Below are 24,129 nucleotides of genomic sequence, written 5' to 3'. Positions count from 1 at the left end.
TATGGATCTTGGACTTAAGGGGCGCCGCGCGCTCATCACCGGCGGCAGCCGCGGCATCGGCCGGGCCATTGTCGAGACCTTGGCTGCAGAGGGCGTCAACCTCGCGTTGTGCGCCCGCGGCGAAGCGGGTGTTCAGGAGGCGGTGGCAGCTGCGCGTGCGCATGGCGTGCAGGCCTACGGCCAAGCACTCGATGTGCGCGATCGCGACGCCATGGAGGCCTGGTTCAGTACCGCCACACAGCAACTCGGCGGGCTGGATATGGTGATCAGCAACGTCTCCACCCGACCCACTGAGCGGGGCGACGCGATGTGGCGTGAAGCCTTGGAAGCTGACTTGCTGCAACACGTGCGCTTGGCCGAGTTGGCCGTGCCGGTGCTGCTCACCGGGCAGGAACCCAGTCTGCTCTTCATTGCCTCCATCGCCTCAGTGATGACCCAGTTGCCGCCCGCTGAAGTGGCCTACGGCCCGATGAAGGCCGCGCTCATCAACTATGCCGGCCAGCTCGCCTCGCGCAATGGTGCTGCGGGCTTGCGGGTGAATGCGGTTTCGCCTGGCCCGGTGTTCTTTGAGGGTGGCGAATGGGACCGAATGCGCGTCAGCAAGCCTGCGCTCTACGCGGCAGTCAGCAAGCTCCCGGCGCTTGGCCGACTGGGTACGCCTGAAGAGGTGGCAAAGGCAGTCGTCTTCCTGTCCAGCCCCGCGGCGTCCTACATCACCGGCTCCAACGTTCGCATGGACGGCGGCACCATCAAGACGGCCAACTTCTGACGGTATGTTGACGAGGCGCCGGGCCAAATCAGCCGCGCGATCGGCTCGCGCGCGCCTTGCGTTCAGCCGGCTTGGTCGCCTTGGATGCGGCGACTGGCGTCGTCGTCTTGCCAGTCTTACTTGCATTCACCGGTTTGGCGTGCTCCCTGGCCAGCGCCTCGGCGCCGCCCAGCAACAGCGTCACGCAAATATTGGTCGCGAAGTCCACATCGTTGTGGGAGTTGGAGAGGTGCTGGGCTGCCGCTTCCGTCATCGCCATCTGCATGTCGACAGCAGAGGTTGCGACGTCAACCGGCAGTCCGTATTCCTTGACCATCAGGCGCACCATGTAGCGCAGGGCTTCTTCGCGGTGGTTCAGATGTTTGTCGGCCACGGTGCGCGCCACAGCCGATTCCGCCCACAGACGCTGCAGCAAGGCGCCTCGCTCTTGAACCTGAGCCACGTAAGTTCGCGTGGTACGGTAAACCAAGTCCCGGAAATCCGTCGCCGCATTGATCTCCAGCACCTGACGCTCGCGCAAAACCTGCATCTCCCGCTCCAACAACGCGCGCAGCATGTCATTGCGATTGGGAAAGTAGTTGTAGATCAGCGCTTTGCTGATGCCAGCCTCACGGGCCAGCCGCTCCATCGAGAGTTCGGTAAAGCCTTCCTCGATGATCAATCGGGCCGCGAAATCGAGGATCTGCCCGGCACGCTCCTCGGGAGCCAGACGCTGGCGGTGACGGGACGAAGCTTCGGCCCTGGTCTTGGTTCGAGCGGTAGAAGTAGGCATGGCAGGCGACCGATTCCTTTACTGACTTGTCGTCCAATTATGTCGGCATCGAGCGAGCGCGTCGGAAAAAAAAGATATTGCAGTCAATGAAGCTGGCTTTTGACACCGTCGAATGCGCGTTTCAGGATGAGGTGCGCAACTTCATCGCCTTGCAATTTTCACCCGAACGGCCGTTTCGGGCCGGCACCGTCGATGAAAAGCGCTGGGCGCGCGCCTTGCTAGAACAAGGCTGGGCCGCCTACCAGTGGCCGGTTCAGTTCGGTGGCACTGGATGGAGCGTGACCCAGAAGTACATCTGGGAGCGCGAAACCGCGCTGGCCGGTCTGCCAGCCCGAATGGGAGGCTTAGGCATGTTCATGTTGGCCCCGGTGCTCTACACCTACGGAAGTGCCGAGCAGTGCCAGCGCTTTCTGCCCGGCATTCTGGACAACTCCATTGGATGGTGCCAGGGCTACTCGGAACCCGAGGCCGGCTCGGACCTGGCCGCCTTGCGCACTCGTGCGGAACGGGTGGGCGACCACTACGTGATCAACGGCATCAAAACCTGGACCAGCTACGCGCATACCGCAGACTGGATGTTTTGCATCGCGCGCACTGAAGATTGTGCGCGCCGGCAAGATGGAATCACCTTCTTGCTCATCGACATGCGGTCCCCCGGTGTGCGTGTTCAGCCCATCATCACCCTCGACGGGCGGCACTCCACGCTCAACACCGTCAGTTTCGACAACGTTCGTGTACCGGTCGATCAGCGTGTAGGCGAGGAAGGCCAGGGTTGGCGCTATGCCAAGGGCCTGCTTACGCACGAGCGCTCGGGCCTGGCATTCGTCGCCGACTCCACTCGCCGGCTGCGGCGCCTGCGTACAACCGCTGCCGGCACTCGCAGCGGGGCTGGCTGGCTGATTGAAGACCCCCTCTTTGCCGCCAAGCTCGCCGAAGTAGAAATCGATCTCATGGCGCTCGAGATCACCGAGCTACGCACGCTCGCCGAGACCGCGGCCGGTCACGCGCCCGGAGCGCAGTCGTCCATCCTCAAGCTGCATGGCACCCTCGTACTGCAGCGCCTGACCGAATTGTTCATCGAGTGTGCCGGCCTGCACGCCCTGCCCTATAGCTTCGACGACACCGGCCTGCGCGAGGAGATGAGCACCTATCTCATCGGCCGTGCAGCCAGCATTGCCGGCGGCACCAACGAAGTCCAGCGCGACATCATCGCCAAGCATGTGCTGGGCTTGCCTTGAACCCCAGCCCATTTCAACAGCATCAGGAGATCTTTCAAACATGACCGCCCTGCCTTTCAACCGCTACGCCCGGCGAATGCGGGTCGCCCTTGTGGCGCTCGTCGTTGGTGTCGCCAACGCTGCACCAATCGACGCGCCCGAGTTGGCGACGCCAGGCGGGCTGGCAGTCGGCGTGATGAAGCTCAGCGTCGATGTTGGCCGTATTCCGGCCCCGGATGGCAAGGTAGCTGAAGATCGCAAGATTGACGCCTGGCTCTGGTACCCAACCAGCGGTGCGCCGGGAACGCAACGTGAATTGACACGGGACATCACGGCCCACGCCTGGCGGCCGTTGCCAAAATCGCCACTGAGCGTGTCTGTGCCTTCTGTTGCAACCCCGGAAGCCCCACCACTGCCCGGGGCACGCCTGCCGGTGGTCGTGATTTCGCACGGCCTACTGAACTGGGCACCGATGATGAACTACCTCGCCGAGCATCTCGCCTCGCGCGGTTACGCCGTGCTGGGACTCGAACACAACGACGAAGCAGCCTCCAACCCGTTGGCATCGGCGCTGTTGCTTCGTCCCTTGGACGATGGCGCCGCACTGCGTATGCTGCAGAGCCTGGACGCCACGCCAGGCCATGTGCTTCACCAGCGACTGGCCCTCGACAAAGTGGGCCTCGTGGGCTACTCGATGGGCGGCTACGGCGCGCTCATCAGTGCCGGTGCCCGCGTGGCCAACGACGGCATGGCTTACAACTACGTGCCGGGTGGCGTCATGGCCCGCCACGCGGGGCCTCTGCAGGGAGAAGACGAGCAGGCCCGCGCGCGTATCGGGGCCGTGGTGACGATCGCCCCGTGGGGCGGACAGTCATTCATCGGAGCGTTCAAGCCTGCGGGTCTTGCTGGCGTCAAGGTGCCCTTGTTGGCTCTCGTTGGAGACCAAGACGACATCAGCGGCTACGCCGACGGGGTTCGCAGCCTATGGGAACAACTCCCCGCGGCGCCGCGCTGGTTGCTCGTCTATGAAAACGCGCGCCACAACATTGCCCAGCACGGCGCACCCGCACCACTGCAGGGGACCTTTGCTTCCTGGACGAGTTTTGACGAACCCGTTTGGCGCCGCGATCGCATCCTGGACATCAACCGGCACTTCATCACTGCCTTTCTGGATCTCACCTTGCTGGGCAGAGCCGACCGCGCCGTCTACTTAAACCCAGTCGTGCCGCGCTCCAATGACGGTGCTTGGCCTGAGCCACAAGGCACGCCTGCCACTGGCCGCTTCGCGGGCGCGCCCCAAGGGCCGATCACGCACTGGGCCGGCTTCCAGCGCCGATGGGCCCTCGGCCTGCGCCTGGAGCAGCGGACCGACACACCTGTGAAGCCCTGATGCCAGGAAAGTCCGACCTCGCCACGCTCGAGAACGGTCAACTCCGCGCGAGCGTGCAGCCCGGCTTGGGCGCTGGCCTCACTCGACTCGACTGGTGGCATCGCGGGGCTTGGGAGCCCTTGCTGCGCCCCTTGAGCGGGCCGGCCTCGGACCCAGAGCAATTGGCCTGCTGCCTCCTCATGCCATGGAGCAATAGGCTCTATGGCAGCAGCTTCACATGGCGCGGGCGAGTCTTTCACGTTCGACCGAGCCGTGCGGGCGACCGGCAGCCTCTGCACGGTGACGCCTGGGTATCGGCTTGGTCCGTAATCAGTCAAGGGTCAGACGAGATCGTGCTTGAATTCGATGCTCGACAACACCGCCCGCTCGCCTATATCGGTCGTGTGCACTACCGGCTCGACGCCAGTCGGCTGCAGGTGTCGCTGTGCATAGAGCACTGCGGGGATGAACCCATGCCCTACGGAATGGGTCTGCACCCCTGGTTTGTGCGGGAGTCCGATACCCAAATCCAATTCAACAGCAAGTCCCGTTGGGAGCCGCAGGCCGAACAACCGCCCAGCTTCGAGATGCCGCTCCACTGCGGCGACCGCAACCACTTCGGCGAGCCCCAGCGCTTGCCGTCCGGGCTCATCGATCACGCCTACGCGGGATGGGATGGCCATGCCAGGATTCGTTGGCCGAGCCGAGGGCTCGCACTCGAAATGCGAGCCACCGATAGTTCGAACCACCTGGTGGTGTACAGCCCGCCGCAGCAAGCCACCCACGGTTTCGTCTGCCTGGAGCCCGTGACTCACCGCAATGGCGCGCACATTGCTGCAGACCCGCTCGTGCAAGGCCTGGTCGAATTGCGACGTGGCCAACACCTGGAGCTTGAGGTCAGCCTCGTGGTCACCTCTGACTTGATTTGAAGCGCGCGGCGAAAGCCGGCGCACCCATAGTGCCAGTGCCTTGAACGAAGAGCCATGCGCCGTCGCACAGCCGCTTGCCTGGGCTATCGGGCAACGAGACGGCACGAAATTGGAGCTGGACTTCATCGAGACGGTCGTCTTTGTAAAGTCGAACGGGCATTGGCTGATGGACCGTTACCACGCGACCAAATTGCGTGAAACCGTCATCGGCGGTTGATGGCCAGAATTGGTGGCCTCACCAAGGAGCATCAGCACATCCCACACCCGTTACTTGCTGCGCTTGACTGCGAGGTCCCACAAGGGGCGTAGTCCAGCGCGTTGCGCAGTGGCTGCTTGGGCAGGCAGTTGAGGATGTTGTCGTTCACTTGTCACGCCGGAAGATGGCCGCTGACGCAGCGTAGTCAAACCAAACTGACGCATTGATCCCTCTTCAATTGCCACAGGTCAACAGGCACGCGCAGGTAAGACGCCCTCGATGCTGGCAATCAGAAGGCTGATGTCTGCATTCGGATTGGCTGCGACATTGCGGAACCACCTCACACCCGAAATTGAGGTTGTTGACGTCGAACCAACAGGCAACTGCTGCAGTACCCGGTCAAACAAACCCTCGTCTTTGGGCCGCCAAACCACGACGCCGGTTTGAGGTTCCGCATAGAGCTCAAGGCGCTCGTCAGCCGCGACAAAATCTCTCATGCTGCGAGCAAGGCCCATGCAGTGCTCAATGCGCTCAGCAATTCCCTCGCGCCCCCAGGCAAGCAGCGTTGCCAGCAGGGCTGTGGCCACTGCGCCATGGGAACCCAGAACGCCGACATTGGGCGTGGCGAGGTAGGCTCCACCAAAGCTCACTGCCGCATGGGCTTTCGCGCTGTCTTTGAACAAAGCCAGCGCGGACTCTTTGGGTTGAAACAGCCACTTGTGCGCGGACACGGCCACAGAATCTGCCGCCTCGATGCCGGCCAGTGAGTTGGCGTATTTGCTCAGTCGCAATGGGCCCGCCCAGGCCGCATCGACATGGGTCCATGCGGCCCTGCCGGCCAGATGAAGTGGATCAATAGCACCTGTACTGGTCGCTCCGGCTGTGAGGACCAAGGCGGACTTACTCAAGTCGGGCGGCAAGCGCGCCGCGTCCATCGAGCCCTTGGCGTCTATGGGCACGCTCTGGTACTTCAGACCCAAGAGATGCGCCGCTTTTGCCATGGAGAGATGCGCGCCCGCCGATGCGATCACCTCCGTGATGCCTGCACATTCGCGCGCGGCCCACAAGGCGGTCAAATTGGCCACGCTTGAACCCGGCGTCATGTGCCCGCCGTTCATGCCAAAGAATGGCGCCAGCCATGCCACGACCTGCTCTTCGATGCGGCGAGCCACAGGTGCTGTGGCGGGGTGAAGCAGGTTCTGATTGAGCGACGCGTTCCAAAGCGTCATGGCCCAAGTGATCCAGGGCGTTGGCGGGTCCATATGAGCAAATGACGTGGCTTCGCCCAAACGCGCGGCGCCGCCAAGAATGCTCGGAGCAAGCAAGTTCAGGGCAGCCCTTGAACCCATCCCGACCTGTGGCAGTTCTGAATCCAGGGATAGAGCGGTCGCGCTGCTGAAGTCACGACTCATCAACTCGACGGCCTGATGCAAGCCGTCCGAGTCGAATTGAAATTCTTTGTCCATGCTGCCTCTGCCTCAATTGCCATCTGTAAGTGATCTTCAGCTTCCCACCGACTCTCTCGGGCTCGCGCGGTATCGCCAACGGAGATCAACCCCACTCGCCCACACCGTCAAACAATTCTTGCGAATAACGCACCGCCTCATCGGCTTTAGAATGGCATGACCGCCCTCCAGACGTCGTGGCCAGCCGGAGGGCCTGAAGCATCGTATCGCCGGAGTCAGCACTGTTGCTGCTCTCGTCCAGCATGTTGCCGCAGGCCAGCGCACTTCCGCCTGACCAAGGGCGGACGACTGGCTGTACGGACTTCGACTTGTCATGGCGAAGGGCGCTCACCACCTGCTGCAGATGGCGGGGCCCAGCACCTAGCCACCCCAGGGCTTGTTGCGGCAAAACCCGGTCGCAAGTCCTGTGCCTTACGCTCAGCACGCCCTGCCTGAGCCGCCGTCAGAACATGGTGTTGCGGTTCTTGGCCTGCGCCGGCACCGCCTGCTCCACGTCCCAGTGCTCAACGATCAGGCCCTTCTCAACTCGGAAGATGTCCACGACGGCACTACCTTGATCGTTGGCGTCGGCCGGGTTCTCTTGGCAATGGTTGTGCACCACCACCAGCGCGCCTTCGGCAATCACCCGCTTGATGGCGCAGCGGTAGCTGGTCTTCTCGACGTAAGCCGCGAAACCTTCGATGAACGATGTACGGCCATCGGCGCCGCCGGGGCTGTGTTGGATGTATTGATCGGGCGAGATGTACTTCAGCGCAGCCTCGGTGGGCTTGCGCTGCACGAAGGCGAGATCGAAAAACGCCGTCACGATTTGCTTGGGCGACGGCCCTGCAGTCGCCGGAGTCGCCACCAGGGCGCCCAGCAAGGCCAACACAAAACGCGCTCGAAACCAAGGAGTCATGGGGGCAGCTTTCGGAACAGTGATGGGCTGGAAATGCGGGCGAGTCACCAGGCGGAGGCTGTGTCGACCAGTCGAACACGGGTCGACAAGGCATGCAGGGCGATGGCGTGGAGCATCTCGCTGACCGTGGTGCAGGCATTGGTGAGCACCGTCACGCCTTCGTAGGCATCGGCTTGGCGAGACAGGGCCGTGTGGGTCACGCAGTTCTGCGTCATCATGCCGCAGAGCATCAGTTCGGTGACGCCCAGCGCCTGCAGTGTCGAGTGCAGCGTGGTGCGCTCAAAGCTGTCGGCGAAGTGCTTGACCACCACGGGTGCATCCGCCGCGGCTGCCAAGATGCGCGGATGAATCTTCACGCCTTCGGTGCCGGCGTTGAAGAACGGGGCAATGCCCTGGCTGGCGTCGGCCACGTGCTGCACATGGATCACCGGCAGGCCTCGTGCTTGCGCATCGCGGATCGCCTGCTCGACAGCGGTCAAGGTGGCCTCGGTGTTAGCAAGCGGGAATGCGCCGCCAGGAAAGTAGTCGTTCTGCAGATCGATCAGCAACAAAGCTGGTTTGGACATGGAAGTTCTCCGGGGCAATGAGTGAAGTCTTCATTCTTGCGTGAACAGCCGCGCGCGGCCATCGGCCCGAATGTCAATCATCGGTAAGATTGGGCCAACTTGCTTCTACTTCCCATTCATCGATGCCAATGAGCTCACCCGCCGCTGGGCCAGCGCTGCATCGCCGAGTGGCGGTGGTGGCGTTCGAAGGGATCAGCCCGTTTCATCTTTCGGTGCCTTGCGTGGTGTTCGGCGAGGGCCTGGCGCCGGACAGCCCCTTCGACCTCGTCGTGTGCAGCGTGGACCCGGCACCCGTGCGAACCAGCGCGGGCTTTGCCTTGACCGCTTTGCCATCGCTGCGCGCCCTGCAGAAAGCCGATGTGGTGGTCGTGCCGAGTTGGCGTGACGTCAACGAGCGCCCGCCGGAGGCGCTGCTGCGCGCACTGCGTGCCGCTCATGCGCGTGGCGCCCTCATCGTGGGGCTTTGCTTGGGCAGTCATGTGCTGGCCGAGGCGGGGCTGTTGGCCGGCGGAAGGGCCACCACCCACTGGGAGTACGCCCCGCTGTTTGCCCAACGTTTCACAGACGTCAAGGTGGAGCCAGATGTGCTTTACGTCCAAGAGGGGCGCGTGCTCACCTCGGCAGGCACTGCGGCTGGCCTCGATGCCTGCCTGCATCTGGTGCGGCAGCAATTGGGCGGCGAGCGGGCCAATCAGTTGGCGCGGCGACTCGTGATCCCACCGCACCGCGAAGGGGGGCAGTCGCAATACATCCAGCAGCCCTTGCCCAAAGCCCGCACCGGGACTCGGCTGGGCCGGTTGATGGACGAGGTGCGCGCCCGGCTCCATGAGTCGCACAGCCTGGACTCCTTGGCTCATGAGGCCAGCCTCAGCCGCCGCACCCTCACCCGGCAGTTCAAGGCCTTGACCGGCACCTCGGTGCAGGCCTGGTTGCTAGCAGAGCGCGTGCAACTTGCACAGCGTCTGCTGGAGCGCAAAGCGCTTAGCATCGAGCGCGTGGCCGAACAGACTGGCTTTGGATCTGCTGAGTCTTTCCGCCTACAGTTCCGGCTATCAGTGGGCGTGTCACCCAGTCAATGGCGAAAGACGTTCGCAGCGGTCTGATTGCCACTGATGGCACCGCCGAGAAGCTGCAGCCGGTGTAAGCATTGTGCTACCGCAATACACAACTGGCCGCACGCATTCAGTGTTTTCTGGAGTTCCTGGCGGCGCGGATGGCTCCGGCCTTTTTATCGCCGAGGACCGCGAACAGATGACACCCATTTGCATGCAGCATGTCTTTGCGCTCCGCGTGCCGACTATCCCTCTGACAAGCCTTGAGTCCGTCCGGCCGCGACTCTGGACGGACGCCACAACCCTGGTTTAGCTTCCTATTTGTGTCAACTGAATCGGCGCAAGTTCCGGGCCTTTCGTGAAAGCGATGCAAGCTCACTTCCATCTGAACGCGCTTTTGCCTGAACAACGATCCGATCAGATTCGCGGCCAGTGGAGCTGGCCGCCGTTCAGCACCCACAGGTTCTCTGGACAAGTCGACCAGACAAGCGCAAATAGTGAGGCGCAAGGCCGGCTTAGGTTCCTTGCCCAAAGAAGCATCCGCTACTCTGCAGCAGGCCTCGGGGCCATCTCGCGGTAGACCTCGACGCAAACGCTCAATGGCGCGCCGCTAGCAAGCCGAATGCACATTCCGACCCCATAAACTCGCCGATCTATGCTAGGCGCCTTGCGGGCATGCGCAGTGGCCCTTCCAGCCGCACCACGCCGCGTCATCGGCATCACGGACCACGTAGCATCAGCGCCGAAGCACCGTCTCCGGCAGAGTGCGCCAGACGAGACCTGCGACGATGAAGGCGGCCGCCCCCAGCGACATCACCGGGGCGAGTCCCAGGTGCTCTGCCAACGGTGCGGTGATGAGGGGGGCTGTCATGCTGATGAGTCGGCCCCAGTTGAAGATGGACGCGGCAGTGGCGCGCAGATGGGGGGGATATAGCTCGCTCATCCATGGGCCCCAGATGGCGCTGCACGAGATGGCGGCGCCGTACAGGAAGCCGACCGCCTGTAACTGCCCGGCCGACAGCGGCGCGAATAGATATGTGGGGATAAGGACAGCGCTGATCGCGAAGCCCAGCGCCGCTGCGCGCCGGCCGAATCGGTCGCTGAACCAGCCCCAGCACAGCGCGCCCAGTGCGCTACCGACGAACTGCCAGCCCAGCACGTCGCCGATGGCGCCGTCGGGCACGCCCCGTTCGCGCAGAAAGGTGCTAGCCCAGCCGGTGAAGGCCTGGTAGGCGAAGAAGTTCAGCCCGCTCATCAGCGCCAGCAGCAGAGTCTGGCGCCGCACCGCGGGCTTGAACAACTCCGCCACGGGCAGCTTGCTGGTGGCCACCGCTTGGCCGCCGGTCAGGCCGTCCATTGGCACCAAGCGGCGGTCGTCGGGAATGGCCAGCAGCGCGAACAACGCTAAGGTGATGGGCACCGCGCCGGCGTAGAACATCACTTGCCAGTCCATGCCTGCCCGAAAGACCGCCGCCGATACGAAGCCCAGTGCCGAGACGCCCAGGTTGTAGGTGCCCAGCACCACGCCGGCGACGCGTCCGCGCACCTCGCGCGCGAACAGACCGGAGTAGATGCCCACCGCGATCGGGAACATGGAGCCCATGAAAAAGCCCAGGCCGATGCGCTGCAGCACCAGGCCGGCGTAGTCGTGCACCGCCAGCGCTGCCAGCAGGCCCGCCCCGTAGCCGAACATCGAGATGACGAGGGCGTTGCGGCGGCCAATCTTGTCAGCCACCTGGCTCATGATGACGGCGCCTACTACGGCACCGATGGACTGCAGCGTGTAGACCGAGCCGGACTGCGTCAGCGTCAGGCCCAGCGAAGCCTTGATGTAGGGCCGCAGTACGTCGGTGGTGTTCCACGACCAGGCATAGAAGAAGTAGCCCAGCAGCAGAAAACCCAACGCCGTGCCGCGGCGCGCCAGGCTCAGGTCGCGGGCGTTGATCCATCCGGCGGGCGTGGGCTCGTTCATGGGCTTCAGAGTGTGCCGTAGCTCAGGCGCAGGCCGAACTGCCGCGGCGGGGCTGTGCTCACTTGCAGTGCACCGCCGCCGCCCCAGACGAAGCGGTTGATGGTCTGCTTGTCGGTGAAGTTGTCGACATAGCCCTGCAGGCTCAGGCGGTCGTTGATGCGCCAGCTGAGCTTGAAGTCCAGCTTGGTGAAGGCGCCCTGGCGCTCCAGCTCGGCATTGGTGGGCTGGCCGTAGAAGCCGCTGTTGTACGTAGCCACCAACATGGGCGTGAGGCTGGCGCCATCAGCCAGCGCGAACTCGTAGCGCAGGAAGCCGGTGGCCTGCACTTTGGCAGCGTAGGGAATGCGCTTGCCGCTGAGGTTGCACCCAAAGGCCACGGCCGGCTGGCCTGCGCCGCCTGTGCCCGGCAGCACGCCGCAGTCGTAGCCGGGCGCGAAGATGCGGCGCTGGCCGGCCGGCGCGATGACGATACCGCTGGCATCAAGCTGAGGCGCGGTGGAGGCGGGGTCGGCCACCAGGATGGACGTGCCAAAGGGCAAGGCCACGCCGGGGAAGCTTTTGTACTTAGCGTCCAGCAGCGACAAGGTCGCGCCAAGCGAGAAGTCTCGGCTTGCCTTCCACTCCAGCTCGGCTTCCAGGCCGCGGGCGCGGGCCTGGGCGGCGTTGAAGATGGTCGACACGGTCGTATTGCCCACCGGCACCTGGCGCTGCTCCTGCAGGTCCTTGTACTCGTTGCTGAACAGGGCGACGTTGAGCTGCAGCGTGTTCGCCAGGAAGCGGTTCTTGGAGCCGATCTCCAGAGCCCGCACCGTCTCGGGTTTGAAGGTGCGCACCGCCTCGAGCGCCTGGCCTGAGTTGAAGCCGCCCGAGCGGAAGCCGGTGGACAGCGAGGCGTAGAGCAGCTGCTGGCTCGACAGTTGGTAATCCAGCGCCAGGCGGCCGGTATTGCGGCTGAAGGTGGCGTCGTCGTAGGTGGCTCCGTAGAGCAAGTTGGTGCCCGGGGCGCAGTTGAAGCCCTTGACGGCGTTGGAGCCGGTGCAGTTGGTGCTGCCGGCGCTGCCGTAGGCGCTTTCGGGCGGCAGCGGGGTGTTCAGCGTGATCAGCGTGCCGTCGGGCTGGCCGTTGGCATTCAGCGGCAGCACGCTATTGGCGTTCGCGAAGCGGAAGCTCTTGCGGTCCCGCGTGCTGCGGGCGCCGGCCGTCAGCGTAACGTCGGGCTGCAGGCGGTAACTGAACTGGCCGTAGAACGCGGTCGAGCGCGTCTCGGGGGCCTGGTCGTCGTAGAAGCCCGCACCGTTCTGTGCCAGCGACAACGGCGCTGCGAGGGCGCTGGAGCGGATGGTGCGCGGCAGTTGCTGGTTGATGAAGGTGCCCCGCAGCTCATCCTTGAAGAAGTAGGCGCCAACCACATAGCTCAGCGGACCGTCGCCGGCCGACAGCAGCTGCAGCTCCTGGGACAGGGTCTTGGCGCTGGTGGCCTGGTAGTCGATGCCGATGGTAGACGCGGAGAAGTCGGTGTCTGAGCTGCGCGTGGCGGAAAAGTCGGCCCAGCCCGTGATGGACTTCAGCGTCACGCTCGGCAGCTTGTAGCTGACGTCGAGGCTGGCGCTGCGGTCGGAGACGTTCAGGAAGGTCTGATAGTCGTTGTCAACGCGATAGGTGTCGCCCGGCCGGTAGAGCGGGACGCCCAGATCCACGCCTGTGCCCGTGGCATTGGCGCCGGTGCCGGCACCTGCGCCAACGGTGCGGGTGCAGTCATTGACGTTGTCGCGGTTGCCGCCGCGGGTGTTCAGAAACAGCGGCGTGGCGTTGAAGAGCTGTTGGCAGGAGGCCGTGTGCAAGTAGCTGCCGGCCATCTTGTAGCCGAAGGCCGAGCCGCCGTTGCCGCGTTGTTCGGTGGCGTCCACGCGCAGCGTCATCTCCAGCTCACGGTTGGGTTTGACGAGCACGCTGCCGCGCAGATAGCGCAGGTCCTGGTCGAACAGGCCGGCGGCGCCGTTGAAGTCATTCTTCACCATCGGGTCGGACTTCTCGACCGCGGCCACAAGCCGCACCGCCGCCACATCGTTCAGCGGCAGGTTGACCACGCCTTCGCCGCGACGCTTGCCGTCGCTGCCGACAATGAAGGCGACATTGCCGCCGAGAAAGTCCAGCTCCGGCGCGCGCGTGCTAACCGCCACCGTGCCGCCGAAGGTGTTGCGGCCGAACAAGGTGCCTTGCGGGCCACGCATCACCTCGACGCGTGCCACATCGACGAAGCCCAGCATGGCCTGCTGGGCGCGGCTCTTGTAGACGCCGTCGACGAAGTAGCCGATCGTCGTGTCGGCATTGACGGCCACGTTCTCGGTCCGCACGCCACGCATGGCCGGCCGCGCATCCGTGCCGGAGCGGCCAAAGGTGAAGCCCGGCACGGTGCTCTCCAACTGGCCGACGTTGGTGATGTTGCGCTCCTCCAGCATGTTGCCGTTCAGGCCGGTGACGGACACGCTGACCTTCTGCTGGTCTTCCAGTCGGCGGTTGGCCGTGACTACGACAGTATCGAGCTTGCCGACTTCGTTGGCTGGCGCTGCGGCAGCGGCGGTCTGGGCGTGGGCGGAAGAGGCGGCCAGGGTGCCGAGGGCCAGGCTGGCAGCCAGCGGCGTGAGGCTGAAAATTTTCATCGTGGAGCTCCGCGGTTGATGACTTGGAGGGGTGAGGGCCTCGTCGCTGGGGTCGAGGCACGAGGCGAAGTTTCTGGATCCTGATCTAGCATTGCAAGCGTATGCAATGGCTATGCAGATCGACTGGTGCAAACACCTAGTTGAATCCCTATTTGATGGCGTTGATCCACCACAAACTCTGTCGCAATTCTTGTTGCTTGCGTATGCAAATCAATAAGAGACGGCAGCATCGCCACCGCGTGCCGCGGCCTGCAGCGCCTGCGTGATGAGGCTGGTGCTGACGTTGGCGAAGAAGCGCGCGCCGCAGGCGGCGTAGCGCGCCTCGTCGGCGGCCGTCAGCGCCAGCGTGCCGGCGCAGCGGCCGGCGCCGGCAACCTCGCGCAGCACCTGCCGGATGAGGGCCTGCGCCGGCCCGTCCTGCCAGCGCGGGCCATGGCCCATGGCATGGGCCAGGTCGTTTGGTCCGACGAAGACGGCGTCCACGCCCGGCACCTGGGCGATCTCGACGGCGTGCGCGGCCGCTTCGGGCGTCTCCACCATCACCACCAGCAGCAGCCCGGCATTGCTGCGCTCGGTGTGGGCCGCGCCGCCGAAGGCGCCATAGCCGGCGGCGCGGGTGCTGAAGGCGCTGCCGCGCCGGCCCCAGGGCGTGTCGGCCGCCGGGTAGCTAGTCATGGTCGCCAGGCGCTGCGCCTGCGCGGCGTCCTGCACCATGGGCACGACGACGCCGGCGGCGCCCATGTCGAGCACGCGCGGGATGTCGGCCTCGAAGCAGCGCACCAGGGCAGGCAGGCCGACGGCGCGGGCGGCACGCAGCTGATGCTCGGTGGTTTGCAGGTCGGCGCTGCCATGCTCGTTGTCGAGGACGACGAAGTCGAAGCCGGCATGGCCGCACATCTCAACAAGGGCCGGCGATGGGATGCCGTTGAACAGCCCGCGCAGCGTCTCACCGGCGCGCAGCCGCGGCGCGAGGCTGAGTTCCAGCGGGTGGTGGGCCGCCGTCCTCATGGCTGGGCCCGCTCGACAAAGCGGCGCGGGGCGACGCAGCCGTCGGCATCCACCACCCAGCCGGCGGCCGCCGCCGCGGCCACGACGTCGGGCGCCCAGGCGATGTCCTTGCGGTGGTCGCCGGCCGTCAGTAGCAGCACGAAGGCATCACCGTTACCCGTGTTGTGCAGGCAGCGCCAGACGTCGGCGGGGATGGACAGCGAATCCCAGCCGCCGGCGCGGCCTTCGAGCGCCAGCGTACAGGGGCCATCGTCGGCCTCCAGCCGCGTCTCCACGCGACCCTGCCAGGCCACCAGCGCCTGCTTCTCTCGCAGCCGGTGCCTGGACACCCGGCCACCGGCGGGGATGCGTAGCCACTCCAGGCTGACGCCATGGCTGTGCAGCACCGGGGCCAGGCGCTCGCGCTGCTGCAGCAGGCCCAGGCCTACCACCGGTGCCAGTTGGGCGCCGCAACCAGGCAGGCCGCTGTCGAGCAGGCCCTGGGTAGTCCACGCCAGCTCATCGAAGCGCACCAGGCGGTGGCTCATCTCCTCGGGCGTCCAGTGGCGCAGCGCGGCGATCTCGGCCTCGGTCATGGGTTGGAACAGCTGCTCGCCGGGCTGCAGCGCGTCGCCGCGCCGCGTGTCGACGATGCGGTGGGCGTTGGTCAGCAGCACGCCCTCAGCGGCCGCGCGCGCCAGCGTGCCGGGCGCCCACAGGATGCCGCCGGTGTGGTCGCGGCCCAGCGCGGTGAAGAGGAAGCCCTCGTCGCCGCCGATGTTGGTGAAGCCGCGGTAGATCCAGGTCGGCACCGAGACGATATCGCCCGGGCCGATGTCTACGTGCAGCGTTTCCGGATTGAAGCCCCACTGAATGCGCCAGCGGCCGGCGACGCAGATGAAGACTTCGCAGCTGAAGTGCAGATGGGGCGGGTTGACGCGGCCATGCGGCAAGGTCACCGCGCCGAGCTGGAAGCCATGCGGCTCGCGCAGGCTGATCGGCTGCAGCGGGTCCTGCGACACACCCGGTCCGATGAGGGCATAGTTCAGCTTGGGTTGGCATTCCTGCAGCGCGTAGTCGATGAAGGCCTCGGTGGAGGCCTGCAGGCTGTCGAAGGGGATCAGGCGGCGTTTGAGCTCGTCAGCGGTCATGGGGGGTCTCCAGGGCAGGGGGCGATCGCCGGTGAGCTGGCCAGCCAGGCCCGCACCAGGCGGGCAAGGGCGGCCGGGGCCTCCAGCGGAACGAAGTGGCCGCAGCGCGGCAGCAGGTGCAGCCGCGCGCTCGGCTGGGCGGCCCGCATGCGGCGCTGCAGGGCCGGCGGGCACAGGGCGTCGCACGCGCCGGCCACCAACATCAGCGGTCCGGCGAAGGCCTGCAGCGCGGCATGGTTGGCCGGCCGCCCGGCGGCCAGCGCGAACTGGGCCAGCGCCTGGCGCGGCGGCGTGCGGTGGGCCATGGCCAGGACCTGGCGGCGCTGCCAGGCGGCCGGCCGCGAGCCGAAGTAGCTAGGCAAGGCCTGGGCGGCCACCGCCGAGGGTCCGTGCCGGCGCAGCAGATGGCGCTGGCTGCGCTGGCGGCGGCGCAGCAGCGGCGTGGCGGCCTGCGCATTGCTGCCCACCAGGGCGAGCCGGGCGATGCTGGCGGGCGATTCGCGCAGCCAGCGCAGCGCCAGCAGCCCGCCCAGCGAGAAGCCCAGCACGTTGGCCGGCACGGACGGCGGCCCGCGCAGCGCCTCGCGCCAGCCCAGCGGTTGCAGCACTACATCGGGCCGCAGTCGGCGTGCCAGCGGCGCGAACAGCGAACGCCGGCACAACGTGCCGTGCAGCAGCAGCAGGCGGGGCGGACTCAGCGGCTTAGCAGTTGCATCCACGTGGCCACCTCGTCCAGCATCACCCATTCGCGCACGACGCGGCCGTTCTCCCATTCGGCGTGAGAGATGCCGAGCAGGCTGACCGGCGCGCCTGTGGGCTCGCCGTAGCGGCCGGGGCCGGCGTGCTCGCCGTGCAGGCGCCAGCGCATGGCGATGGCAGTGGCGCGGCCAGGCCGGGACTGCGCGGCGAGGTGCTCCACCTCCAGCCGCGCGCCGGGGAAGGCAGTGCCCAGACCTTGCCAGAACGCGCCCATGGCGCTGGCGCCGACGCGAGCCTCGCCGCCCGGCACCCAGGCCAGCAGCTCGGGGTGCAGCGTGGCCAGCGGCACGGTGCGCTGGGGCTGCCGCAGGCGTTGCAGCCACTCCTCGGCGAAGTCGGCGGCGGGGCCCTGGGTGGCGATGGCACTGACGTAGGGCGCCGGGGCCGGCGGCATGGCCGGCTTGCTGAACCGGCCGTCTGCGGCGCGCAGCAAGCGGGCGGCGAGGTCGCGCTCGTGCAGGCCGATGGCGCGGGCGATGGCGGCCTGGTCGCGCACCAGCCACTCGTGGACGATCCGGTTGGCGATGCAAACGCAGTCGGCGATGGTGCGGGCCACCACGGGCTGGCCGGTGGGTGGGCCGAACACGCCGTCACCGGCATGGATCATGGGGCTGAGGATGCGGTGCGAGGACAGGAAGCCACCGTCCTCGTCGCCGGAGACGATGACGTCCTCGGCCAGCAGGCGGCGGTCCGGGAAGGCCTGCAGCGTCGCGCGGGTGCCGGCGATGACGGGCTCGATGCCGATGCTGACCGAGCTGGGGGTTTCCACCGCGCAGTCGGCGCCGTAGTAGCGCTCGATGTCCTGCAGGCGCCGCCCTTCCCAGATGCGGTCGGTGATAACTCGGATGTAGTGGTCCAGATCCTGGAACTCGGGATCGAAGCCTTTCATTGGCACTCCATGGGCAGGTTCAGCGCGCCGGCGGCGCGCGGGGGCGGGTGGTATTGCGCAGCACTAGCTGGCCGGGCACGACGACGTTCTCGCAGCGGGTGCGCCCCTCTTCCTGCAGATGGCGCTGCAGCAGATCAGCGGTGGCCTCCACCATGGGACCCAGCGGCTGCTCGAAGGTGGTCAGGGCGTAGCTGGGCCAGGCGGCCTGGGGCACGTTGTCAAAGCCGACCAGGCCGACGTCCTGGGGCACCCGCAGGCCGAGCTCGTGGCGCAGCACGTCCATGACGGCGAAGGCCATGTGGTCGCTGGCGACGAAGACGGAATCCGGCCGCTCGGCGCTGCCGAACATCTGGCGCGCGACCTCGGCGGCCTGCTGTTGGTCGTAGTTGCCCACGCCGCGCGCCCAGATGCGCTGACCGCGCTCGGCCAGGCCCTCTCGGAAGCCGCGCTCGCGCTCCAGGTTGGTGGACGACTCTTCCTGGCCGGCGATGTAGGCGATGCGCTTGTAGCCAGCCTCGCAGAGGTGGCGGGCGACCAGACGCCCGCCGGCCATGTTGTCGGAGCGTACCGAGCTTACCGTCGCCGGGCTGCCGGCTGCCATCACGCGGTTGAACAGCACGACGGGGATGGCCGCGTCGGCGCAGCGCTGCGCCAGTACCGAGGACAGCGTGGTGGCCGCCAGCACGATGCCGTCGACGTGGTATTGCAGGATCTCCTGCACCAGCTCGTCGGAGTTCTGGTTGTCGGAGATGAAGAGCAGCACGTGATAGCCGTCGTGCTGCAGCCGCCGCGCCAGGCGCTCCAGCGCCGCAGGGTAGAAGAGGTTCTCCAGGTGGGAGAGCACCAGGCCGATGATGCGCGAGCGCTTGGTGATGAGGCTGCGTGCGTGCGCATTCGGCCTGTAGCCGAGCTTGCGCGCGGCCTCCATGACCCTCTGGCGCGTCTGCTCTGAGACGCTGGCGCCGGGCGTGAAAGTGCGGCTGACGGCGGATTGCGACACGTTCGCCAGGCGGGCGACGTCGGTGGAGGTGGCGGTGGTCTTCATAGGCGCGATCATGCCGCCGTCCACCCACCGTCCACCATCAGGGCCGATCCGGTGACCATGGCCGACGCGTCGCTTGCAAGGAAGACCGCCGGGCCCATGAGGTCCTCCACCGTGGCCAGTCGGCCGATGGCGATGCGCTCCAGCACCCAGCGCAGGAAGGCGGCGTCTTCGAACATGGGTTCGGTCATCGCGGTGCGCACGAAAGTCGGACACAGCGTGTTGACGCGGATGCCGTGGGCGCCCAGCTCGAGCGCCAGCGCCTTGCTCATGCCTTCCATCGCATGCTTGGTGGCGCAGTAGACGGCGCGGCGCGGACCGCCCACATGGCCCATCTGCGACGAAACGTGGATGATGGAGCCGCCGCGCCCGTCAGCCACCATGCGGCGCGCGGCGGCGCGCGAGGCGGTCAGCGCTGTGCGCACGTTCAGCGCAAGCACGGCGTCCAGGTCCTCGTCGCGCAGGTCGACAATGGCCGACGGCCTGTTGGTGCCGGCGCTGTTGACCAGCACGTCCAGCCGCGGCAGCGCAGCGATGGCCGCATCCAGCGCGGCAGTGTCGCAGGCATCCAGCACGCAGAGGCGAGCGCGCCCTCCCTCGGCATGCAGGGCGTCCGCCAGGGCCTGCAACTCGGGCGCTGAGCGCGCCGCCAGCACCACCTCGGCACCGGCCTGGGCCAGCGCGGCCGCGATGGCCGCGCCGATGCCGCGGCCGGCGCCCAGCACGAGGGCGCACCGGCCGTCCAGGCGCAGGCTGGGCGTGCGGGGTAGCTGCATCAGTCCTGGACCGGCTGGTACCAGGCCACGTCGCGGTGGCCGTAGCGGCGCACGCGCAGATTGGCCTGCTCGCCGTGGCCGGCGAAGTTCTCCATGTGGCACAGCCGCGAGCAGTAGGCGCCGATCATGGCGCTGGCCGCGTCGGTCGTGACGCGCTGGTAGGTGCAGGTCTTGAGGAACTTGCCTACCCACAGCCCGCCGGTGTAACGGGCGTTCTTGTTGGTGGGCAGCGTGTGGTTGGTGCCGATGACCTTGTCGCCGAAACTGACGTTGGTGCGCGGGCCTAGGAAGAGGGCGCCGTAGTTGGTCATGCGCTGCAGGAAGTAGTCTGGGTCGGCCGTCATCACCTGCACATGCTCGGAGGCGATCTCGTCCGCCTTGGCCACCATCTCGTCCAGCGTGTCGCAGACGATGACCTCGCCGTACTCGGCCCAGGACTGGCGGGCGATGCCGGCGGTCGGCAGGATGGTGAGCTGGCGCTCCACCTCGGCCATCGTGTCACGGGCCAGCTTCTCGCTGGTGGTCAGCAGCACGGCCGGCGAGGTGGGGCCGTGCTCGGCCTGGCCCAGCAGGTCGACCGCGCACATCTCGGCATCCACACTCTCGTCGGCAATAACGAGCGTTTCGGTGGGGCCGGCGAACAGGTCGATGCCCACGCGGCCGAACAGCTGACGCTTGGCCTCGGCAACGAACATATTGCCCGGCCCCACCAGCATGTCCACCGGACGGATGCTGGCGGTGCCGATGGCCATGGCTGCCACGGCTTGCACGCCGCCCAGCACCAGGATCTCGTCCGCCCCGGCCATGTCCATGGCGGTCACGATGGCCGGGTGGGGTGCGCCCTGGTAGGGCGGGGCGGTGGCGACGATGCGCGGCACTCCGGCCACCTTGGCCGTCAGCACGCTCATGTGGGCCGAGGCAATCAGCGGGTATTTGCCGCCGGGGATGTAGCAGCCGACGTTGTTGATGGGGATGGTCTTGTGGCCCAGCACCACACCGGGCAGCGTCTCGACCTCCACGTCGCACAGGCTGTCGCGCTGAGCTTGAGCGAAGCGGCGTACCTGGACCTGGGCGAACTCGATGTCGGCCAGCTCGCGCGCCGACAGCTGGCGGCGCGCCGCCGCGATGGCGTCGCGGCCGAGGATGAAGTCGGCCGGATCCCACTGGTCGAACTTGCGCGAGTACGCGCGCACGGCCTCGTCGCCGCGCTGCTCGATGTCCTTCAGGATGGCTTCGACGGTGGCGCGCACCTGGCTGTCGGCGGCGGCGAGGGCGGCGGCGTCCTTGCCGCGTTTAAGGTATCGGATCACGGGATGGCTCCTGCGGTTTAATTGCATGCGTATGCAATGTGTCGAACTTTAGTGGTTTGACATTTCGCAATTAATGGTGATTTCCCTAATGTTTGCATAGCCTATTCACACTCATTCTGGCGTACATCTAATCTTGCATAGGAATGCAACGTGAATCAATACACAGAACTTGAAGCGGCCAAGCGCTGCGTCTGGGACGCGCTGCAGGCGCTGGCTGGGCCTGACGCCGCGGCGGCTGCCGCGCAGGTGTTGACGCCTGGCAGCGAGTGGGTGGTGTCGCATCCGGTGAATGCGCTGGCGGGCCCCGGTGAGGTGGTGGCGCAGTTCATCACCCCCCTGCACCGCGCGCTGCCCGACCTGGAATGGCGGCCCGACCTGTTCTTCGCTGGTCACTGGGATGGCCGTGTCGACGGCGGTGCCGGTGTCTGGGTGACCACCACCGGCCACTGGCTGGGCACCTTCACGCAGCCGCTGTGGGGCATCCCGGCCAGCGCCGAGCCGGCCTGGCTGCGCTATGGCGGCTTCTTCCGTGTTGTCGACGGGCGCATTGCCGAGGGGCGGCTGCTGCTGGACCTGGTGGACTTGGCACGTCAGGCTGGTTGTCCGGTGCTGCCGGCCAGCACCGGCCAGGCGCTGCTTGTTCCGGGGCCGCGCACCCGCGACGGCGTGCTGCTGTCACTGCAGGACCCGGACCTAAGCGCGGCCAGCCTGGCCCTGGTGGAGGCCATGATCGGCGGCCTGGGTCGCTACGACCGTAACGACCTGAAAAGCATGGGCATGGGAGCCTTCTGGCGGCCCGACATGATGTGGTACGGGCCCGGCGGCATCGGCAGCTCTCGCGGCATCGGCGGCTTCGAGCGCCATCACCAGAAGCCCTTCCTGACCGCATTCCCCGACCGCAAGGGCGGTAACCACCGCGCCCGCTTTGCCGAGGGCCACTACGTGGCTTCCACCGGCTGGCCCAGCGTGCGGGCAACGCATGCCGGCCCCTATCTTGGTGAGCCGGCCAGCGGCGGCCCGATCACAATGCGAGTAATGGACTGGTGGCGGGCGCAGGATGGTTTGCTGGCTGAGAACTGGGTGCTGATCGATCTGCCTCATCTCTTCCTGCAATTCGGCGTTGACCTGCTGGCTCGCGCGGCAGATCCATCACGCGCGGTTAAGCGCTGATCCGCGTCAGCTGCCGTTTTTCGGGTATCTGGCTGTCGTTCAACAGCCTGTTGCTAAGGCCGGTGGCTCCATTACGCCGGTCAGCGGGTGGCGCCTATATGCCGATCACGGACTGGCTCCAATATGCCGGTCGGTGACACGGGCACCGAAGTCCACTTGTGCGGCTTCGGCGGGCCCGAACTCCCGCCGGAACGTGGTCTCGGGCGGCAGCTTGGCACGGATGTCGGCCATCAGCCGACGCACGGCGGGGATAGCTGCCGGCCCAAGCGTGCTGGCGCTTCAGGGCGGCGTGGATGGCAGTGCCCGAGACGCCTTGCTCGACCCAGGCGCTGAGCATAGCTCGGTACGGCTCCAGGGTGGAGATGGTGGTGCTGGCTCGCCGAGGTTCACCCAGGGCGGTGCCAGCGGCCGGCATCGTCGCCAGCGACTGTGGAGCCAGTGCAGCCAAGTGCGCCGAACGCGCATGACCCTGTGTACTGTGTCCGCGATGCGCTCGAAATCCTCCGCAAGCCCCATGTTCGCAAAGTGGCGCGCATTCTCGGGTGCAGTTGCCTGCTGTCGCTACGCGCCGCCTGCGAAGGTGCGCCGGTAGAGCAGGGCTTCCGGTTCTATGGCATTGCGCAGACCAGGCAGCCTAGCCACCGTGTCGGCCATCTCCTCCAGCATGTCCAGCGTGAGTTGCGCCAGCTGAGCCAGTCGCGGGCCGATCGAATTCGGCTTGAGGCCGCACTCGACACCGAAACTGAGCAGGCCTTGGCGCGCAGCGAAGAACACCTTGCTGCCATCCAGGGTGAGCGCGAGCGTGTCGTCTGGGATGTAGAGCCGGGTGCAGACGATGTCGTAGGCCGGTGCCATGGCCACTTCTGCGCGCACCCCCTCGTAAAGCACACCAAAGTTTTTGAGGTGCGCGTCGCCATTGCCCAGGATGCAAGACAGGGCCACCATGTCGAAGAGCTGGGACTTGGCGGATTGGTAGCCCCCAGGGGAGCAGTAAAAGCTCAACAGCTTCAGGACGGTTTTGTACGAGCCCTTGTACTTCTCGTCGGTGTCGACGCCGGCCAGCGCCGCCATGTCTTCGAAGCCGAGGCGAGATCCGTCTGCCGGCCTGTCAAAGCGCCGCATGATAAAGAGTTCCCCATCGTCGGACAGAAAGAACTCGGGCACCGGCAGGCCCGCGCGCTTGACGACGCTCATGCAGAAGAACTCGTTGATCGAGAGCCCCGGGTAGACGTCCAAGCCCGACTTGACGATCAAGTCGCTGGTGGTCACCGCAGCCTTCTCGTTCGTCAGGAGCTGATCCGCTGCAGAGGCTTGTGCAGGCGGGGCCTCCGGTACCAGCACCTTGGGCTGCACGCCGCTCAGGCCGCTGCGCAGGACGAAGTCATCCACGAGCCGGGCAAACAGCGCCTTGGACTCCTTGTTGGCCAGCAGCTCTGCGAGCCGCACCCCTGGCCGGCCGCCCGCAACGACCGGCAATCCGGAGGTTTCAGGGCTTTCCAGGTTGAACCGCAGTCGGCCGATCGGTGAATGGGAGCCGATGACGCTGAGCAGCAGCAAGGGGTCTGCAATGCCCGCCTTGGCCAGACGCAGCTTGATCTGCTCCAGCACAAAGCCTTCTGGCAGGTTCATCTGGAAGACGGGAAACAGCGACTTACGCCGGAAGGGCAGCGGTCTCAAGGGCATGCCAAGGGCCGGGGCAGCGTCCTCGCTCGCATTCGCATCGAAGCTGAACAGGTACTCGCCGTCGGCTCGCAGCAGCCGGCCAGAAAGGCCTTGTGGGGTGTCGACGAGGACCTTCATTTGAAATCCTGCTCCAGGATGGCGCCGATCTCGTCCAGGGTCGGCCGCTTAGCAATGCCCAACTGCAACTCGCCCCCGAGGGCCGCCGCCACCTTGGCGTAGAAGTAAACACCTACCGTGGGGTCCCCCGCCTCCACGCTGCCCACCTTGAACCGCGTGGTGTTCGCCAGCTCCGCCACGTCTTGCATGCGAAGGCCGCGCTGCTCGCGCATGGCCCGAATGGATCGACCGAGGTTGACGAGGTTGTGCTCAGGCTGGTTCATGCGTGCAGTATACGTAACATAGACGGAATGACGATGTGTATACGCATCTCTGTTGGATGAATGTTACGTAAACAGCACACCTCCAGATCTTACCAGCCGGGCCAGGCGGTAGCCGT

General features: G+C 66.1%; 22 protein-coding genes. 7 read left to right on the top strand and 15 right to left on the bottom strand.

Annotation, left to right across the window (positions count from 1 at the left end; genetic code table 11):
• The first annotated feature begins 1 nt into the window (after nucleotide 1).
• The gene (locus tag DES47_RS26585; protein ID WP_133703811.1) at nucleotides 2-769 is read left to right on the top strand and encodes an SDR family NAD(P)-dependent oxidoreductase; all 768 of its coding nucleotides are present in this window, start codon (nucleotides 2-4) and stop codon (nucleotides 767-769) included.
• Nucleotides 770-797: 28 nt separating this feature from the next.
• On the opposite strand, the gene DES47_RS26580 is transcribed toward DES47_RS26585, so the two are convergent.
• Nucleotides 798-1,541, bottom strand: a complete 744-nt coding sequence (locus tag DES47_RS26580; RefSeq protein WP_133703810.1) for a TetR/AcrR family transcriptional regulator — start codon at nucleotides 1,539-1,541, stop codon at nucleotides 798-800.
• A gap of 86 nt (nucleotides 1,542-1,627) precedes the next feature.
• Between DES47_RS26580 and DES47_RS26575 the strand changes: the two genes are divergently transcribed.
• The 4 genes from DES47_RS26575 to DES47_RS28860 are packed head-to-tail and all read left to right on the top strand — an operon-like array spanning nucleotide 1,628 to nucleotide 5,273.
• Nucleotides 1,628-2,779 (top strand): acyl-CoA dehydrogenase family protein, encoded by a 1,152-nt coding sequence (locus DES47_RS26575; RefSeq protein ID WP_133703809.1) that lies wholly within the window; start codon nucleotides 1,628-1,630, stop codon nucleotides 2,777-2,779.
• Nucleotides 2,780-2,819: 40 nt separating this feature from the next.
• Nucleotides 2,820-4,148, top strand: coding sequence for an alpha/beta hydrolase family protein (locus DES47_RS26570; protein ID WP_166652191.1), 1,329 nt, complete (start codon nucleotides 2,820-2,822; stop codon nucleotides 4,146-4,148).
• Complete coding sequence (locus DES47_RS26565) at nucleotides 4,094-5,056, top strand: aldose epimerase family protein (RefSeq protein ID WP_133703807.1); 963 nt, start codon at nucleotides 4,094-4,096, stop codon at nucleotides 5,054-5,056. Before DES47_RS26570 ends, DES47_RS26565 begins: the two co-directional genes overlap by 55 nt.
• A gap of 40 nt (nucleotides 5,057-5,096) precedes the next feature.
• The gene (locus DES47_RS28860) at nucleotides 5,097-5,273 is read left to right on the top strand and encodes a hypothetical protein (RefSeq protein ID WP_166652189.1); all 177 of its coding nucleotides are present in this window, start codon (nucleotides 5,097-5,099) and stop codon (nucleotides 5,271-5,273) included.
• 227 nt (nucleotides 5,274-5,500) lie between these two features.
• On the opposite strand, the gene DES47_RS26560 is transcribed toward DES47_RS28860, so the two are convergent.
• From DES47_RS26560 to DES47_RS26550, 3 genes are all read right to left on the bottom strand, one after another.
• Nucleotides 5,501-6,718 carry a pyridoxal phosphate-dependent decarboxylase family protein gene (locus tag DES47_RS26560; RefSeq protein WP_133703806.1) on the bottom strand — a complete coding sequence of 406 codons (1,218 nt, stop codon included), beginning with the start codon at nucleotides 6,716-6,718 and terminating at the stop codon, nucleotides 5,501-5,503.
• Between the two features lie 442 nt (nucleotides 6,719-7,160).
• A complete protein-coding gene (locus DES47_RS26555; RefSeq protein WP_208115130.1) occupies nucleotides 7,161-7,580 on the bottom strand; it encodes a nuclear transport factor 2 family protein in 420 nt (139 codons plus the stop codon).
• An 80-nt stretch (nucleotides 7,581-7,660) separates the two neighbouring features.
• Nucleotides 7,661-8,182, bottom strand: a complete 522-nt coding sequence (locus DES47_RS26550) for a cysteine hydrolase family protein (RefSeq protein ID WP_133703805.1) — start codon at nucleotides 8,180-8,182, stop codon at nucleotides 7,661-7,663.
• Nucleotides 8,183-8,310: 128 nt separating this feature from the next.
• Between DES47_RS26550 and DES47_RS26545 the strand changes: the two genes are divergently transcribed.
• Nucleotides 8,311-9,285 (top strand): helix-turn-helix domain-containing protein, encoded by a 975-nt coding sequence (locus DES47_RS26545; RefSeq protein ID WP_208115129.1) that lies wholly within the window; start codon nucleotides 8,311-8,313, stop codon nucleotides 9,283-9,285.
• 685 nt (nucleotides 9,286-9,970) lie between these two features.
• Here the strand turns inward: DES47_RS26545 and DES47_RS26540 are convergent.
• The 9 genes from DES47_RS26540 to hisD form a co-directional block, all read right to left on the bottom strand.
• Nucleotides 9,971-11,206, bottom strand: coding sequence for an MFS transporter (locus DES47_RS26540; protein WP_133703803.1), 1,236 nt, complete (start codon nucleotides 11,204-11,206; stop codon nucleotides 9,971-9,973).
• 5 nt (nucleotides 11,207-11,211) lie between these two features.
• Entirely contained in the window at nucleotides 11,212-13,866 is a 2,655-nt protein-coding gene (locus tag DES47_RS26535; protein ID WP_133703802.1) for a TonB-dependent receptor, read from the bottom strand.
• Nucleotides 13,867-14,076: 210 nt separating this feature from the next.
• Nucleotides 14,077-14,874 carry an HpcH/HpaI aldolase family protein gene (locus tag DES47_RS26530; RefSeq protein ID WP_133703801.1) on the bottom strand — a complete coding sequence of 266 codons (798 nt, stop codon included), beginning with the start codon at nucleotides 14,872-14,874 and terminating at the stop codon, nucleotides 14,077-14,079.
• Nucleotides 14,871-16,004: a cupin domain-containing protein gene (locus DES47_RS26525; RefSeq protein WP_133703800.1), complete on the bottom strand. Its 1,134-nt coding sequence runs from the start codon at nucleotides 16,002-16,004 to the stop codon at nucleotides 14,871-14,873. The genes DES47_RS26530 and DES47_RS26525 overlap by 4 nt, the downstream gene beginning before the upstream one ends.
• Nucleotides 16,001-16,723 carry an alpha/beta fold hydrolase gene (locus DES47_RS26520; protein WP_166652188.1) on the bottom strand — a complete coding sequence of 241 codons (723 nt, stop codon included), beginning with the start codon at nucleotides 16,721-16,723 and terminating at the stop codon, nucleotides 16,001-16,003. Before DES47_RS26520 ends, DES47_RS26525 begins: the two co-directional genes overlap by 4 nt.
• On the bottom strand, nucleotides 16,699-17,652 hold the full coding sequence (locus tag DES47_RS26515; RefSeq protein ID WP_133703798.1) for an ester cyclase: 954 nt from the start codon (nucleotides 17,650-17,652) through the stop codon (nucleotides 16,699-16,701). Before DES47_RS26515 ends, DES47_RS26520 begins: the two co-directional genes overlap by 25 nt.
• Before the next feature lie 19 nt (nucleotides 17,653-17,671).
• A complete protein-coding gene (locus tag DES47_RS26510; protein ID WP_243748476.1) occupies nucleotides 17,672-18,709 on the bottom strand; it encodes a LacI family DNA-binding transcriptional regulator in 1,038 nt (345 codons plus the stop codon).
• Entirely contained in the window at nucleotides 18,706-19,470 is a 765-nt protein-coding gene (locus tag DES47_RS26505; RefSeq protein WP_133703797.1) for an SDR family NAD(P)-dependent oxidoreductase, read from the bottom strand. The genes DES47_RS26510 and DES47_RS26505 overlap by 4 nt, the downstream gene beginning before the upstream one ends.
• The gene (hisD, locus tag DES47_RS26500) at nucleotides 19,470-20,780 is read right to left on the bottom strand and encodes a histidinol dehydrogenase (protein ID WP_133703796.1); all 1,311 of its coding nucleotides are present in this window, start codon (nucleotides 20,778-20,780) and stop codon (nucleotides 19,470-19,472) included. The genes DES47_RS26505 and hisD overlap by 1 nt, the downstream gene beginning before the upstream one ends.
• 150 nt (nucleotides 20,781-20,930) lie before the next feature.
• Between hisD and DES47_RS26495 the strand changes: the two genes are divergently transcribed.
• Nucleotides 20,931-21,950 (top strand): ester cyclase, encoded by a 1,020-nt coding sequence (locus tag DES47_RS26495; protein WP_133703795.1) that lies wholly within the window; start codon nucleotides 20,931-20,933, stop codon nucleotides 21,948-21,950.
• A gap of 561 nt (nucleotides 21,951-22,511) precedes the next feature.
• Here DES47_RS26495 and DES47_RS26490 read toward each other — a convergent pair.
• A complete protein-coding gene (locus DES47_RS26490; RefSeq protein WP_133703794.1) occupies nucleotides 22,512-23,750 on the bottom strand; it encodes a type II toxin-antitoxin system HipA family toxin in 1,239 nt (412 codons plus the stop codon).
• A complete protein-coding gene (locus DES47_RS26485; RefSeq protein WP_133703793.1) occupies nucleotides 23,747-24,013 on the bottom strand; it encodes a helix-turn-helix transcriptional regulator in 267 nt (88 codons plus the stop codon). The genes DES47_RS26490 and DES47_RS26485 overlap by 4 nt, the downstream gene beginning before the upstream one ends.
• Between the last annotated feature and the right edge of the window lie 116 nt (nucleotides 24,014-24,129).

It is taken from the genome of Roseateles toxinivorans (assembly GCF_004362525.1).
Lineage (GTDB): Bacteria > Pseudomonadota > Gammaproteobacteria > Burkholderiales > Burkholderiaceae_C > Paucibacter > Paucibacter toxinivorans.
This window is presented reverse-complemented; position numbering and strand designations above follow the sequence as displayed.

Bases quoted from the DNA above. Each gene is read 5' to 3' on its own strand.
- DES47_RS26585 (WP_133703811.1), top strand. From the start codon at position 2: ATGGATCTTGGACTTAAGGGGCGCCGCGCGCTCATCACCGGCGGCAGC.
- DES47_RS26580 (WP_133703810.1), bottom strand. From the start codon at position 1,541: ATGCCTACTTCTACCGCTCGAACCAAGACCAGGGCCGAAGCTTCGTCC.
- DES47_RS26575 (WP_133703809.1), top strand. From the start codon at position 1,628: ATGAAGCTGGCTTTTGACACCGTCGAATGCGCGTTTCAGGATGAGGTG.
- DES47_RS26570 (WP_166652191.1), top strand. From the start codon at position 2,820: ATGACCGCCCTGCCTTTCAACCGCTACGCCCGGCGAATGCGGGTCGCC.
- DES47_RS26565 (WP_133703807.1), top strand. From the start codon at position 4,094: ATGGGCCCTCGGCCTGCGCCTGGAGCAGCGGACCGACACACCTGTGAA.
- DES47_RS26560 (WP_133703806.1), bottom strand. From the start codon at position 6,718: ATGGACAAAGAATTTCAATTCGACTCGGACGGCTTGCATCAGGCCGTC.
- DES47_RS26550 (WP_133703805.1), bottom strand. From the start codon at position 8,182: ATGTCCAAACCAGCTTTGTTGCTGATCGATCTGCAGAACGACTACTTT.
- DES47_RS26545 (WP_208115129.1), top strand. From the start codon at position 8,311: ATGAGCTCACCCGCCGCTGGGCCAGCGCTGCATCGCCGAGTGGCGGTG.
- DES47_RS26540 (WP_133703803.1), bottom strand. From the start codon at position 11,206: ATGAACGAGCCCACGCCCGCCGGATGGATCAACGCCCGCGACCTGAGC.
- DES47_RS26535 (WP_133703802.1), bottom strand. From the start codon at position 13,866: ATGAAAATTTTCAGCCTCACGCCGCTGGCTGCCAGCCTGGCCCTCGGC.
- DES47_RS26530 (WP_133703801.1), bottom strand. From the start codon at position 14,874: ATGAGGACGGCGGCCCACCACCCGCTGGAACTCAGCCTCGCGCCGCGG.
- DES47_RS26525 (WP_133703800.1), bottom strand. From the start codon at position 16,004: ATGACCGCTGACGAGCTCAAACGCCGCCTGATCCCCTTCGACAGCCTG.
- DES47_RS26515 (WP_133703798.1), bottom strand. From the start codon at position 17,652: ATGAAAGGCTTCGATCCCGAGTTCCAGGATCTGGACCACTACATCCGA.
- DES47_RS26510 (WP_243748476.1), bottom strand. From the start codon at position 18,709: ATGATCGCGCCTATGAAGACCACCGCCACCTCCACCGACGTCGCCCGC.
- DES47_RS26505 (WP_133703797.1), bottom strand. From the start codon at position 19,470: ATGCAGCTACCCCGCACGCCCAGCCTGCGCCTGGACGGCCGGTGCGCC.
- DES47_RS26490 (WP_133703794.1), bottom strand. From the start codon at position 23,750: ATGAAGGTCCTCGTCGACACCCCACAAGGCCTTTCTGGCCGGCTGCTG.
- DES47_RS26485 (WP_133703793.1), bottom strand. From the start codon at position 24,013: ATGAACCAGCCTGAGCACAACCTCGTCAACCTCGGTCGATCCATTCGG.